We start from the raw sequence: 14352 nt of genomic DNA on the forward strand, positions 1-14352 counted from the left end.
TAGGGGGTGAAGTAATGGAAAGTACAGAAAAAAAAGAAGCGTTAATGCGAATAAAAGCAGCTTCGAAAAATGAATTGTATCGAAAGTTATTTGACCAATATGGTACAGATTATTACTACGTTGTCGATGAAAGTGTAAAACGAAACATCCCGTTTTTTTGGAAAAAGAATTATGAAATGTTAGTCGCTTTTCCTGAGGATAAACAGGAAGAAAGTAATGAAGGCATAGCTCAGTTTCATGACCAATTAATGGATGTTGTAAATGAACCTTCAGAAGAAGTTGTGAAGGCAAATGGAATTCAATCGGTACTGCACAATTTAGAAAACGTAACGACTTCTATGCCGTACGCAGCGATGCAAACAGGAAATAGTGAAGAATGGGCAAGAAAAAAAGAGAAACTATTACAACTGTTTGAAAAAGGGATTGTCGTTGTGAAACATACGGAGGCGACGAAAGTAACGAAAAAACAGCCTATTGTGAAACAAGCTGTTCCTGTAAAGAAAGAAGAAGTAGTTGTTAAAAAAGAAAAGCAGGAATCTGTGCCATTTATTATTCAAAAAGTAATTCGGATGTTAGAACAAAACGATGTGGAACAATATTTCATTCATGCATATGCTGAAAAATTAAAAGTGAAGTTTGAGAATGCAACGATGATTACAGAAGAGGAAGTCATCGGATACATATTGGAAGATATGAGAGCTCATTTCAATACTGAAAACGTATTTGAAAAAGAAGTACAAACGATTGCATTAATAGGTCCAACTGGTGTTGGAAAAACTACGACACTTGCGAAAATGGCATGGCAGTTTCATGCTAAGAGAAAAACAGTTGGTTTTATTACGACGGACCACTCTCGCATTGGAACAGTGCAGCAATTACAAGATTACGTAAAAACAATTGGGGCAGAAGTAATCGCTGTGCGAGATGAAGCAGCTATGACAAGGGCACTCAGTTATTTTAAAGAAGAAGCGCGCGTCGATTATATATTAATAGATACAGCCGGTAAAAATTATCGTACGTCAGAGACAGTTGAAGAGATGATTGAGACGATGGGACAAGTAGAGCCAGACTATATTTGTTTAACGTTATCAGCTTCCATGAAAAGTAAAGACATGATTGAGATTATTACGAACTTTAAAGATATTCATATAGATGGTATCGTGTTTACGAAATTTGATGAAACAGCGAGCAGTGGTGAATTGTTGAAAATTCCAGCTGTATCATCAGCTCCAATTGTATTAATGACAGATGGACAAGACGTGAAGCAACATATACATATCGCTACAGCTGAACATTTAGCAAAGCAAATGTTACAAACATCGTAAGAAAAGAGGTGAAGAATAAGGCACTTGCCTTATTCAAACGAGTATGAACGGTCTTTATATAGGTTCTATGGGTATGATGAATTACATGCAGCATATTAATGTTCATTCGAATAACGTCGCAAATGCCCAAACGACAGGATTTAAAGCAGAAAACATGACGTCTAAAGTATTTGATGTGCAAGACACATATCGCCGCGGAGACGGATCGGCGACAAATATCGGCTCGGTCGATTACGCTGTCGTACCAGCTGCGACGCATGTGAACTTAGTACAAGGAAATGTACAAATGACAAATAGTGCTACAGATTTCTTTTTAGACGACGGTGCGGCTGGCACATCATCATTTTTCGTTACATCTAAAAATGATGAAACATTTTTAACGAGAGACGGTAGCTTTACATTAAATAGTGATCGTTATTTACAAACATCTTCAGGTGCTTATGTTATGGATGTCAATAATGAGCGTATTCGTATTCCTGAAAATGTTGAGTTCTTCGTATCTAATAATGGAGAAATTTACAGAGAAGTTAACGATGGAACTTTGCAAGACCCAGATATTAAGAGAATAGTAATTGCACAGTTACAAACGAAAACAGTAGATGCAGAAACGAATGCTCGCCTTGTGCAACGAGAAAATAAAAGTTTTACACTAGCAGAAGGTAACATCGCTGATTTACCGAAAGGAACAGGGATAGTGAAAAATCATATGCTAGAAAATTCAAATGTAGATATGACGAAAGAGATGGCAGATCTTATGTCGAGTCAAAAAATGATTCAAGCATCGCAACGTATTATGACTTCATTTGATAAAATTTATGAAAAAGAAGCAAATGAAATATTGAGATAAAGGACTCCCATTAGCGGGAGTCTTTTTTTTATCGGGCAAAAGTCCGATGGGGGAACCCCCCTCTGATTAAAGTTTCATTTTATTGTTGCTTTTATTATAGTTACATCATAAAATGATAATGATTATCAATATCACTTTAATCATTTCATGTGTTATAAAAAATACAAGATGTGATGGTCGCATCACTTGTTTAACTAGGTGAATTAAAAATAAGGGGAAGGTGTGTACATATGTCTACAAAAAAACAGCTTTGCATTGGACTATGTTTGATTTCTAGAAAGAAAGAACAAGAGAATGAGTTTGATTCGGGAATTGATGAGCAAGTAGAGTTAGCAAAGCAAGCAGAAAAATCGAAGTTAGATTTTGTTTTTAAAGCGGATTATTTAGTGGCACATCCAGATTTAATTGCACGTAATAAGGGGAATGTAATTTTAGATCCAACATTACTTTTTACTGCAATTGCTTATGCAACAGAAAAAATTGGAGTGGTTACGACAGCTTCAACATCATTTTATCCACCATATATACTAGCGAGGCAATTGCAATCTTTAAACTGGATAAGTAACGGCCGAGTAGGTTGGAACATTGTCACATCAATTGATGGTGCTGAAAACTTTGGTGAGACAGGGATGCCACCATCTGAGGAACGATACGCGAAAGCGGCAGAATGTACAGAGTTAGTAAGAAAACTTTGGAGGAGTCATCCTTATGAAGTTTTGAAAGAAGACAACGCAGATGTAATTAGAGAGATGGTACAGCCAATTGAGCATCGTGGTGAGCATTTTGAGGTGAAAGGTCCACTTAATATCCCGCAACATATTTCTGGGGAAATGCCTTTATTTCAAGCGGGTGCTTCAGAGTCTGGCCGGAATTTCGCTGCTTCTGTTGCGGATGCAATTTTCGCCGCAATGCCAGATGTAGAATCAGGAATCGAACTTCGCCAAGATTTAAGAAGAAGAGCAGAAAAGCATGGCCGAAAGCAAGATGATATACGTGTATTGCCAGGTTTATATTTCTTTATTGGTGATTCATATGAAGAAGCACTAGAAATGCACAGGCAAGCTCATCAACATCTTACAAAAGAGAAGAGGTACGCTTTACTTGAAATGGTTCTCGGGTTAGACGTTAGAGGGATACCATTAGAAAGTAAGGTTACTGAACATATGCTACCAAGTAGAAATCAAGCTGTACGTAGTAAAACACATGCCGAATTATTACGGAATTTCATCATAAAAAATGAACCAACTGTTGAGCAAATACTAGAACGACCAGAAGTTGTTGGTTCTGCTCATTGGGTCGCTATAGGCACACCACAAGATGTTTGTAAGCAAATTATGGAAAGATTTGAAGCAGGGGCACTAGATGGATTTATTGCAATTCCAGGGGGACCTCCAAAATCATTGGATTTATTCTTTAGTGAAGTCATTCCTTTATTCGTGAGAGCAGGTGTATTTAGAGAAGAGTATACAGGTTCAACCTTACGTGAGCATTTGGAGGGTAATATATCAAATGCTCTACAGTTGAAATAATTCATTATGCACAAAAAGCCTTTCAAAAGAAGGTTTTTTATTTTGGGCGAAAATTCAGAATTGTCAGTTGACTTGTAGAGGCTTCTTTTTTATATTAGTAGGTATAGCAATAACTACTAATGGAAAGTGAAATCGTAGTTTTGAAATTAGAGCTATATAAATTGTGAGGGGTTACCGATGGATGAAATAATAAAGGAGTTACAAAAGTTAGGTTTTTCCCAGTATGAATGTAAAGCGTATATTGGTTTATTAAAACATTCCCCAGTAACAGGTTATGAAGTTAGTAAACAAACAGGCGTACCTCGTTCGATGATTTATGAAGTACTTGGCAAGTTAATGGATAAAGGTGCAGTACATTTAGTTCCTTCTGAACCAGTGAAATATGTACCAGTGCCAGCTACGGAATTAATGGATCGAATGCGAAAAGATTTTGAAAAGTCCTTTGAATTTCTAGACCGAAAATTAAATTGTTTAGAACAAGAGCGACAAATTGATGTAATTTCGCATATTCGCTCAAATGATCGTGTTTTGAAAGAAATATGCAATATAATTAATAGAGCAAAAGAAGAGTTATGGGTTTCTGTATGGGAAGATCAAGTGCACGAGATTGAGCCATTCATTCATCAAAAGGAAGCGGAAGGCGTACATATTTTTTCGATTTTATTTGGTGCTCCAGAAACAAAAATAGGAGCGACATTTCACCATAATTATATGACACCTCACGTCGTTGAAAAGAGAATGGGTGGTCATTTAACTGTTATCGCGCGTGATGGGGAAGAAGTATTAATTGCTAACTTTTCAAATGATAGCACTTCATGGGCCGTTACAACGTATGATCCAGCTTTAGTTCTCGTCGCTACAGAATATGTTCGGCACGACATTATGGTGGAAGAGATTACGAAGGAGTTTGGAGCTGATAAATTAGATACATTATGGCGTGAAAACATAGATTTAGTTCATGTCGTAACAGGAAAACGTACTATAGAAGAAATGGAGGGAGATAATGGTGAATAAAGCTCAAGCACATATGACACTGCAGAGCGATGATTCATTTCAGCAAGGTGTAAAGGATTGTTTACCAACTGTATTTGGATATTTGAGCATCGGTATAGCGGCTGGTGTTATTGCGAAAACAGCAGGTTTCTCGATCATAGAAATTGCTTTTATGTCCACATTAATTTACGCAGGTTCTGCTCAGTTTATATTAGCGGGTATGTATGCAGCGGGTGCCCCAGCCTCGGCAATTATTTTTACTGTGTTCTTTGTTAATTTACGTCACTTATTAATGAGTGCTGCACTCGCACCTTACTTCACCAAGATACCTCTTTTTAAAAATTTAATAATTGGTTCGCAAATTACAGATGAAACTTTCGGCGTTGCAGTGCAACAAGCAGCACAAAAAGGCTATTTAGGCGAGAAATGGATGATGGGACTTAATGTAACAGCATATTTAAATTGGATTTTAGCTACAGTTCTCGGAGGGCTTTTTGGAGAGTGGATACCAGATCCTCATACGTACGGAATGGATTATGCGTTACCAGCGATGTTTATCGGATTATTTGTACTTCAGCTAATAAGTAGTAAACCGAAACTAGCCATTCATCTAAGTGTTGCAATTGTAGCGATTATTATCGCATACGTTTCACACTTATTTATGCCAGATAGTATAGCAGTTATTATCGCAACGCTGTTAGCTGCGACAATCGGGGTGGTGATTGAAAAATGGAAGTAAGATTGGACGTATTATTCCTTTTACTAGCAGCAGGAGCTGTCACACTCGTACCACGTATTTTACCTCTTCTCGTATTTAGTAAACTACAAATTCCAGACTGGGGTTTAAAATGGTTAAATTACATACCAATTGCGATATTAGCAGCACTTTTAGCACAAGTATTATTTATGCATGAGACAGTGCAGTGGGATTATATCATTGCGGCAATCCCGACATTCTTCGTAGCGATATATACTCGTAGTTTATTAGGAACAGTATTAACAGGAGTCATTGTAATTATTTTGTTACGTTTATTTTTCTAAAAAGGATTCAGCTCATATAATAGCGAAAGGTGTAATAACATGAAATATATAGGGGTGGTGTTATGATACTTTTAACGATAGGCGCTATTTTATTAACGTTATTTATTTTCTTTATTATCGGCTTCATTACGTTTATGATGTTTGTTGATAAGGCGACACCTCAAATTTATTACACACCTTGTGAAACTATGACAATAAAATCTAAAGGTAAAAATAGAAGGAAGAAAAGTTGAATGAAGGCTTTTCTTTCTTCTATTTTTCTTGCTTTATAATGTTCTATAAAACGTTATAGAACATGCTAATGTAAAAGGGAAGTCATGTTGAGGAATTGTTCGTTTCATAAATATATCTTAAAAAGGAATTCAATTTAATATCAAGTTTGTGTATAAATGTTCTATACACAAGGGTAAAGCCTTTTGATATACCATACCCTAAAATGACACCCATACAATTAAAAATTACATCGTTTATATCGACATATCGAAAAGTGAATCCGGCATAAAGTGCTGATAAAAGTTGTAGATTTTCTAACAAGAACCCTAAGACAATTCCTAATAAAACAACTTGTTTGAAATTCGTCTTTTTTATGTAAGGAAAACCAAAGCCAAAAGGAATTGTTAGTAGTATATTAAGTAATGATGTTGTTATAGCGAAATGCTCCGTGTTGAATGGTATAAAATTAGCATCTCTCCAAACATTTTGTCCAATTTCTTTTTTCATATTTTCATCTATAATAATTGGGAATTGGGTATAATTAAATACTACACAAAGGTACAAATAAAATATTGAAAAAAATAGTAAGTACATGTTCCTCTTTTTTAGGTGTAACTTAAAAAAGAGGAGTAAAAATAACCATATAATAAATGCTACAATAAGAATAAAACCATCAAAGTCAATTAGCATGTTTAAAATCCCTCATATATTCATAGTTTAGTAGCAATATTTTAATTAAATATTTTTCCGTTCCCTTTTACATTCTGTCCATCGTCATTTGTTTTCCAAATAAATAAGTAGTATTCATTTGAATTTGTATCAACATTGTATGCACCAGAGAAAGATTTATTTATGCCGCCATTAACTGTTCCATAACTAGGGTCCGAACCCCATGCAGATCTGTACAGAGTATATTTTACATCGTAAGGTCCCATCGCTCCTCCATCAGTAGAATGTACATATGCGCTCCCGTTGATATATACACTTCCTTTAGACAGTGTGTGGAACTGTTTGTTTTTACTACCATCCACCACTCGATAGTCCATTTTAAAACTGTAACTACTAGATGCTGCTAATGTTGGTATAGCGAAACATGTCATTAAAGTTAAAGCTGTAATAATAGAAAAAATTTTTGTTTTCATGTTTTTCTCCCTGTTATTTTATTATTGAGAGGCCTTCTCAATAAAGAGGATAATCTTTTTAACTGTACGTGTAAATAACAAGATATAAAGATTTGTAATTTTTACAATGGTTTTACAATCATTAAGAAAATGCCATATAGTTTCAATTTGTTTAAGATAAGATAGTTCAATTGTTAAAAAGTGATTAATGAATTCATTAAAATTGGTATGATTATATGGGGATCATGAATATACGACTTCAAAAGTATATTGAGGAGAATAAAGCAGCTGAACAATTCCTTGATACTATGAATTTCTAAGTTTAAAAGACTGTGGAATGATTTCAAGAAGAGAGTGTAAAATAGATGAGATATAATAATTACATAAAAATTAAGGAGAAATTAATAGACCCGAACTTGGTATTATACCAAGTTCAGGTCAAAGCTGTTACTGAAATAAAGTGATTAGGTTTTTACTACCATTTCACAGTCACATTCCCGAAAGAACTAACAACAATAATCCAAATAGAAAACTAATAAAAGAAAGAAAACCGATAGATATGGAAAAAATACGATTGTTCTTCCATTCGCGTGCGAAAACGATAAAGCCTAAAACGCAAAGGAAAAACCAAATAGGTAGAAATATAAATCGACTAACTTTCTCAGGTAGTAATGAATAAAAATTTGTTAAATATAATATCCAATTCATAAAAAATAGAGCACATACGATGAATGATTGTAAGTATGGTCGGTTTAGAAAAGTTCCTTTTTTAACCGTCATAAAAATGAGAGCTAATGCTGAAATGAAGGGAATTATTATGAATATGAGCAATAGTAATGTAAGTGACATGTAAAACTCCTTTATCATATTGTTTACGTAAGAAATGAATCTATTAGATTGTATACTTGTTTTGTAGAGTGCTCATCATATTTTTCAGAGTATGGATTTAGAAATCCATGTTCACCATGTAGTTGTTTTATTTCTAATACAGGGTTATTTTGTTGCTGCAATGTTTGCATTAAGGAGCATACTGAAAAATTAGTTTCTTTTTCAGGGAAAATAAGTAATGTAGCACATGTAGGCGAAACATGAACATAGTTGCGTATACGGGAACCGTAACATCCAATGATAAAATCTATTCTAGGATTGTTACTACAGAGCCAGGCAATTGTCGCTCCAACGCTAAAACCGATAAGTCCGATATGTGTGTAACTATGGGAAAGGTTAGTAATGAGTTCCTCAATGTGCTCTTTCCCACCATAAAATCCAATATGATTCATAAAATATTGATATGCTTTTTCTTCATCACTATAATGAAATGCACTTTGTAATTGTAGAAGGTTAGGACAGAATACATCTATATGAGATGTATTGAAGTGGTCAATAACATGATGCATATGATCATTTACACCATATATTTCATGTACAACAACGAGAGCTAATTTTTTCTTCATAGTTATAATGTATCTCTATGAAACTTATATTCTTTCTCAACAAGGCAGATACGCAGGTGGAAGTTTTCATACCATTGCTCACGGCCTCTTTTTTTCGCTTCTTTATGTAAGGCGTTCTTTTTCCAATTTTCAATTGCTTCAAGTGATTCCCAATAAGAAATTGTAATGCCGAGTCCTGAATTACCTCGTGCGCTTTCTACACTTAAAAATCCAGGTTGCTGCTTTGCAAGTTTCTCCATTTTTTCGGCAACGGTACTATAATCTGTGGTATCATTTGAAAGGTTAGAAGTGAATATAACTGCATAATAATGATTCGTTTTTTGTGGAGCATTTCCCATGTAATTTCCCCCTTTAATAAGTATTTTAGCACGTAATAAAAAGAAAAGAAGCATGGGGCTTTTTTTCTTTTTAGGCTGTAAATTTTAATCCAGCATACTTACGCTTTCTTCTTTTAAATATCACGTTCCCTCATTATTACTTGTATAGTTTGGTCAATTGTAAGTAGTTTTTCGAAAGCGGACAATGGCACTTCTTTCCGTAATATAGAACATAATAAATGAGAGAAAAGGTACGAAGTTTCTATTTTATATTCAAATTTTAATTATTAGTAAAATATTGTAAATCTAAAAATCTTTATATAAAAATGTATAAAATTAGGGATTTATCACATATTTTGTTAACAAATGGTAAGATTTATATTAGAATAACAGATATAAGGTATATTCGAATAATATACTAAAAACTGTAATTAAGGAGGTAAACTCTTTGCACAATAGGATGAAAGGAAATAGAAAAATATTAAATACATTTGTAGTTGTTATGAGTTTATTTTTACTATTATCGCAGTTACAGTTTTTGAGTCCAATTGATGAGGTAAAGGCAGAAATAACAGAGGAAGAAGGTTTTGATACGCCAACTTATCAATCCATTCATAAAGGTGATATGTATTCTACTGGTAATGTGAATTTAGGTATTAAAGCCACTGAAGCTCAAAAGAAAACGGCATTGTATTCGGATATAACGAATATTGCGTATACAGCACCGAATGGCTATACCCGTGAACTCATTGATGTAGATGATGACCCGGCAACTACAAATTCATCTAAGGCATATATTCCTGTTCCAGAGGATGCTGAAATTGAGTGGGCTGGATTATACTGGAGTTCAACACGTTACGAATTAACGCAACAGCAGTATGTAGCGCCAGTTAAGTTTACTACTCCGTCAGGAATAAGTTTTCCAGTATCACCAAGTTATACGTATTACGGAAGTGGTTTACTTTATGGTTTCGGTATTGATGGCACTTATTATTCTAACTATGCAGATGTTACGGAGCTTTTGAAGTCTTCTAATTCAAAAGGAGGAAGCTATACTGTAGCAAATATTCCTTATCCGAATACAAAACTTGCATATAATTCTGGATATTATTCTTTTGCTGGTTGGTATATGTTAGTTATCACGAAAGATAAGTCAAAAACAAGAAAAGCATTTACTGTTTATGATGGTGGATTGAAAAGAGCTACTGGATCTGGTGAAAAAGAATTCACGATGAAAAACTTTATTGCTTCAAAAACTGGAGATTTAGATCCGAAAGTTTCTGTTTTCGCTGTTCAAGGAGATAGATATTGGCAAGGTGATAAACTCTTTGTTCATACAGATAACACCTGGAAGGAAGTTACTGATAAGCTGAATCCGACAGGTAATATATTTAATTCCACTATTTCTGAATATGAGGAACATATGCGAGATAAGTATCCAGGTACATTTAACCCAGATTATAAAAATAATTTAGGGATTGATGCAGATTTAATTAAGCTACCGGCAGGATATATTAAACCAAATCAAAAGGAAATACGTTTAAAAGCTGCTACATCTGGTGATGATTACGTATTAAATACATTAGCCTTTGCAGTAAATGCAACAGCACCAGAGCTTGTAATCGATAAGGAAGTAATAGATACAAAAGAAAAGTACGATCCCGGTGATGAAGTTACATATCGTTTACGGGTGAAAAACATTGAACCGAATTCGAGTTCTGTTGATACAAAAATTGAAGATGTTTTAGATTCGCGTCTAGAATTTATACCAGATTCGGTGAAAATCATTTCTGGTCCGAATGCCGGAGATCAAACAGAACAGGTTGATTATAATGCAAAGACAAGAAAGTTAACGATAAAAATTGGTGAAGGAGCAAATGCTACGAAAGGTGGAATCTATACGGATAAAACACCTGAGACAATCGTTGAATTTAAAGCGAAATTAAGGGGAGAAAAGATAGAAATAGAAGTTCCTAATATTGCTGTGGTTCAAGGGATTGATGAGTTAACAGGAAGTCAGGTTGAAGCTAACGATTCTAATAAAATAGTAGTTAAAGTATTACCCAAGCGAGAAGAGAAACACGGTAAGTTAGTAGCTACTAAACTAGCTAAAGATATAAACGGTGGTACGCTGAAAGTTGGCGACAAACTAGAATATACAATTCATACTAAAAATAGTGTGCCAGATTCTATCTTAAAATCAGTTAAAATTACGGATAAACTTCCTGAAGGAGTAGAATATGTTCCAAACACGTTAAAGATAAACGGGAAGGAACAAACGGATGTTGAAGATGAAGATCATGCACATATAAAAGATGGAACAATTTATGCTCATTTCGGCGACCTTAAAGGCGAGGAAGAGAAAGCAATCACGTTTGAAATTGTTGTAAAACCGGAAATGGCAAATAAGAAAGTAAAGAATATAGCAATAGTTGAGACAGATAGTTCGACAGATAAGGAAAAGCCAGAAGTTGAAACACCAGTCGACCCGTTGTCTGGACAACTAGAAACAAAGAAAGAGATTATTGATATGAGGCAAGAAAAAGTTCATGTCAATGATGAATTTGAGTATCAAATTAAAGTTCGAAATAAGGTGGAGAATGGACTTATTAAAGATATGCGTCTAATGGATAAACTCCCTGAAGGTGTAGAGTATGTAGCTGGTAGTATGAAAGTGAATGGGAATTTACTAACAGACGCAGTTGACGAAGATGCAGGATCGTATGAGGATAATACAATTAAAGTAAACTTTGGTGACGTGCTTGATACGGAAGAAAGAATGGTAACTTTTAAAGTGAAAGTTACGCAAGACGCATTAAAAACGAAAGAAATTGAGAACATAGCGGTTGTTGAGGGGAAAACACCAGATAATGAAGATTTACCACCACAAAAACCGAATGTAAAAACGAATGTGGAAGCAAAGGAACCTAAGGTAAGAAAGATGGTTTCTGATACAGATGAAACAGAGGTAGAAAAGGCAACATTGCAAAGTGAGAATGAAGAGTTTACATGGCATGTAAACTATAATTTTGGAAATGACGTAGCAAATGTTGAAAAAATAGTATTACAAGATGATTTAGAAGATATTTTAAAAGTAGTACAAGTAAGACTTGTAAATGTAAATGGTGAAGAGATACAAGTTATACCAGAAATCGATGAGCAGTCGAAAAAGGTGAAAATTGAACTACCGAAGCGAGATGGCAGTTACGAATATCTTATGAATAAATCGTATACGATGCATATTAAATCAAAGCTAGATATGAGTATGGATGTGGATATTTTAGAAACTTATACTGCAAAGGGTGGTATACGAAATAAAGCGGAGTTACTATTTGATCAAAAGAAAATTGTATCGAATGAAGCATTAATCATACCACCATCTTTTGGGAAAATTGAGATTCAGAAAGTAGATGCGAAGGATGAAAATCTCAAATTAGAAGGTGCAGTATTTCAAGTGATAAATCAAGCTGGAACTGTAGTGTCTGAATTAACAACGAATAAAGATGGTATAGCGATTTCTAATGCGTTATTAGTAGGGAAATATACGCTGAAAGAAGTACAAGCACCAAACGGATACATGCTTTTGAAAGAGCCAATTGAAATTAATGTAACGCAAGAAACAACTGCACAGAAAATAAAGATAGAAAATCATAAAAATGAATGGATTATCCCGGAAACGGGTGGCATAGGAACAATTATTTTTTATGTAATTGGTGGAATATTGATGTTCATTACATCTTTCTTCTTCTTTAGAAAAAGAAAGATTATGAAATAGATTAGTAGTTTGTAAAAATGGTAGACACAATAGGGGAGTGGAATTTGATGAAAAAGATTTTTAACACATTTTTAATATGCATTTTAGCTTTTTCAACATTAATGAATATGACGGTTAGTGCTGAATCAAAAAGTACAGGTACTTTAACTATTCATAAGTATGAGCAGGATAAAGATGCGAAGCCTGGTGTAGAGGGTAATGGGAAAGAAGGACAAAGTGTTCCAGAGGGAGCAAAGCCTTTAAAGGGTGTAACATTTGAAATTAAACGTATTACATCATTTGAACAAACTTCTGATGGAAAAGTAGTAAAAGAAAATATTAATAAAGTAACGGATAGCGTTATTACAAAAGTGACAGACGCAAATGGAATGGCAGTCTTTAATAATCTTCCATTAGGACGTTATGAAGTAAAAGCTGTTAAAGGTCCAGACCATATTGAATTAGATAAGAGTACTTTTATTGTTGATATTCCAATGACAAGTGCAGACGGTAAAGATTTAAACTACGATGTTCATATTTATCCAAAGAATGAAACGAAACGTGGTTCAGTAGAATTAATAAAAAAAGGTGAAGGGGACAGTGTGTTACCAGGTGCGGAATTCCATTTATTCAAAAAAAATGAAGATGGCACAAACACACAAGTAAAAACACCACTTCCACTAGTAACAGGATTAGATGGTAAAATTAGTGTAGATTCTTTAGAGTATGGAAACTATTATTTTATAGAGGAAAAGGCTCCAAAAGGTTATTTAACAAGTAAAGAAGAATATCCTTTTGCTATTAAAGAAACTGGTAAACTAGTTAAGTTAGAAAAAGATGTAAAGAACTATAAAGAGCCTACAATTGAAAAAACGATTAACGACAGTTCAAAGAACGCGGGAATAAATCGTGAAACAGAGTATACGTATGATATTAAAACATTGCTTCCTGAGGATATTCAAACGTATCAAAATTATGTTGTAACCGATGTTTTAGATGATCGTTTAGAGGTTGTTGGAACACCAATTGTAATGATTGATGGTAAAAAAGTTGATGAGAGTATTGTAAATGTAATTGTTGCTGGACAAAAGGTTATTGCTTCAGTGGAAGATTTTTCGAAAGTAACAGGGAAAGAATTACACTTGCAAATTACTGCAAAAATTAAAGGTGATGTTCAATCTGGAGTGGAAATTCCGAACAAAGCAGTACTTGATTTTGTAAACAAAGATGATGTTTCATCAGAAAAAGATGGAAAACCATCAAACGAAGTAGTGGTTACACCAACAATGGGAAATATAAAAATCGAAAAAATTGATGGTAAGAATAAGTCTCTGAAATTAGAAGGTGCAAGATTCGAATTACGAGATAAAAAGGGAAATATTGTAGTAGTAAACAAAAAGAAAATGGATGATATCACTGATGCAAATGGTATTATTACATGGAATGAAATCCCGTATGGTGAATATCAAATTGTTGAAACGGTAGCACCAAAGTATAAAGATGAAGACGGTGCAGTAGAGCAATATCAAAAATTAAGAGATCCGATTGAGATTAAGATTGATGAAAAACATCAAAAAATAGAGCTACAAGTAGAGAACAATAAAAGCGGCTGGATTATCCCACAAACAGGTGGTATAGGAACAGTTTTATTCACAGTAGTTGGTTTGTTATTAATGGTGACAGCAGCGTTTATTTTCTTTAGAAAGAAACCTGTGAAGAATTCTTAATTAATATTTTTATAATAATTGAGTTTGGAAA

General features: G+C 34.2%; 14 protein-coding genes. 9 read left to right on the forward strand and 5 right to left on the reverse strand.

Going from position 1 to position 14352, the window contains the following annotated elements:
• Positions 1–14: 14 nt before the first annotated feature.
• From flhF to MKY70_RS08895, 7 genes are all read left to right on the forward strand, one after another.
• Positions 15–1325: a flagellar biosynthesis protein FlhF gene (flhF, locus tag MKY70_RS08865; RefSeq protein WP_341023992.1), complete on the forward strand. Its 1311-nt coding sequence runs from the start codon at positions 15–17 to the stop codon at positions 1323–1325.
• Between the two features lie 43 nt (positions 1326–1368).
• Positions 1369–2172, forward strand: coding sequence for a flagellar basal-body rod protein FlgG (locus MKY70_RS08870; RefSeq protein ID WP_341023993.1), 804 nt, complete (start codon positions 1369–1371; stop codon positions 2170–2172).
• A 230-nt stretch (positions 2173–2402) separates the two neighbouring features.
• Positions 2403–3701, forward strand: coding sequence for an NtaA/DmoA family FMN-dependent monooxygenase (locus MKY70_RS08875; RefSeq protein WP_341023994.1), 1299 nt, complete (start codon positions 2403–2405; stop codon positions 3699–3701).
• A gap of 177 nt (positions 3702–3878) precedes the next feature.
• Positions 3879–4715: a TrmB family transcriptional regulator gene (locus MKY70_RS08880; protein WP_341023995.1), complete on the forward strand. Its 837-nt coding sequence runs from the start codon at positions 3879–3881 to the stop codon at positions 4713–4715.
• Positions 4705–5433, forward strand: a complete 729-nt coding sequence (locus tag MKY70_RS08885) for an AzlC family ABC transporter permease (RefSeq protein ID WP_002086438.1) — start codon at positions 4705–4707, stop codon at positions 5431–5433. The genes MKY70_RS08880 and MKY70_RS08885 overlap by 11 nt, the downstream gene beginning before the upstream one ends.
• Positions 5424–5735: an AzlD domain-containing protein gene (locus tag MKY70_RS08890; RefSeq protein ID WP_002086437.1), complete on the forward strand. Its 312-nt coding sequence runs from the start codon at positions 5424–5426 to the stop codon at positions 5733–5735. Before MKY70_RS08885 ends, MKY70_RS08890 begins: the two co-directional genes overlap by 10 nt.
• Before the next feature lie 62 nt (positions 5736–5797).
• On the forward strand, positions 5798–5968 hold the full coding sequence (locus tag MKY70_RS08895) for a DUF3951 domain-containing protein (protein WP_002011981.1): 171 nt from the start codon (positions 5798–5800) through the stop codon (positions 5966–5968).
• Between the two features lie 82 nt (positions 5969–6050).
• On the opposite strand, the gene MKY70_RS08900 is transcribed toward MKY70_RS08895, so the two are convergent.
• The 5 genes from MKY70_RS08900 to MKY70_RS08920 form a co-directional block, all read right to left on the reverse strand.
• Positions 6051–6638: a VanZ family protein gene (locus MKY70_RS08900; RefSeq protein ID WP_341023996.1), complete on the reverse strand. Its 588-nt coding sequence runs from the start codon at positions 6636–6638 to the stop codon at positions 6051–6053.
• 41 nt (positions 6639–6679) lie between these two features.
• Entirely contained in the window at positions 6680–7090 is a 411-nt protein-coding gene (locus tag MKY70_RS08905) for a hypothetical protein (RefSeq protein ID WP_341023997.1), read from the reverse strand.
• A 468-nt stretch (positions 7091–7558) separates the two neighbouring features.
• Entirely contained in the window at positions 7559–7918 is a 360-nt protein-coding gene (locus tag MKY70_RS08910) for a hypothetical protein (RefSeq protein WP_088031612.1), read from the reverse strand.
• Positions 7919–7941: 23 nt separating this feature from the next.
• The gene (locus MKY70_RS08915; RefSeq protein ID WP_341074490.1) at positions 7942–8523 is read right to left on the reverse strand and encodes a dienelactone hydrolase family protein; all 582 of its coding nucleotides are present in this window, start codon (positions 8521–8523) and stop codon (positions 7942–7944) included.
• Between the two features lie 2 nt (positions 8524–8525).
• On the reverse strand, positions 8526–8861 hold the full coding sequence (locus MKY70_RS08920) for an antibiotic biosynthesis monooxygenase family protein (RefSeq protein ID WP_341023999.1): 336 nt from the start codon (positions 8859–8861) through the stop codon (positions 8526–8528).
• 439 nt (positions 8862–9300) lie between these two features.
• Here MKY70_RS08920 and MKY70_RS08925 point away from each other — a divergent pair, with 439 nt between their 5' ends.
• Entirely contained in the window at positions 9301–12615 is a 3315-nt protein-coding gene (locus MKY70_RS08925) for an isopeptide-forming domain-containing fimbrial protein (protein WP_341026369.1), read from the forward strand.
• 47 nt (positions 12616–12662) lie between these two features.
• The gene (locus tag MKY70_RS08930) at positions 12663–14321 is read left to right on the forward strand and encodes a SpaA isopeptide-forming pilin-related protein (RefSeq protein WP_060751587.1); all 1659 of its coding nucleotides are present in this window, start codon (positions 12663–12665) and stop codon (positions 14319–14321) included.
• The last annotated feature ends 31 nt before the right edge of the window (positions 14322–14352 follow it).

It is taken from the genome of Bacillus sp. FSL R9-9492, assembly GCF_038007365.1.
In the GTDB taxonomy this organism is placed as follows: Bacteria; Bacillota; Bacilli; order Bacillales; family Bacillaceae_G; genus Bacillus_A; species Bacillus_A mycoides.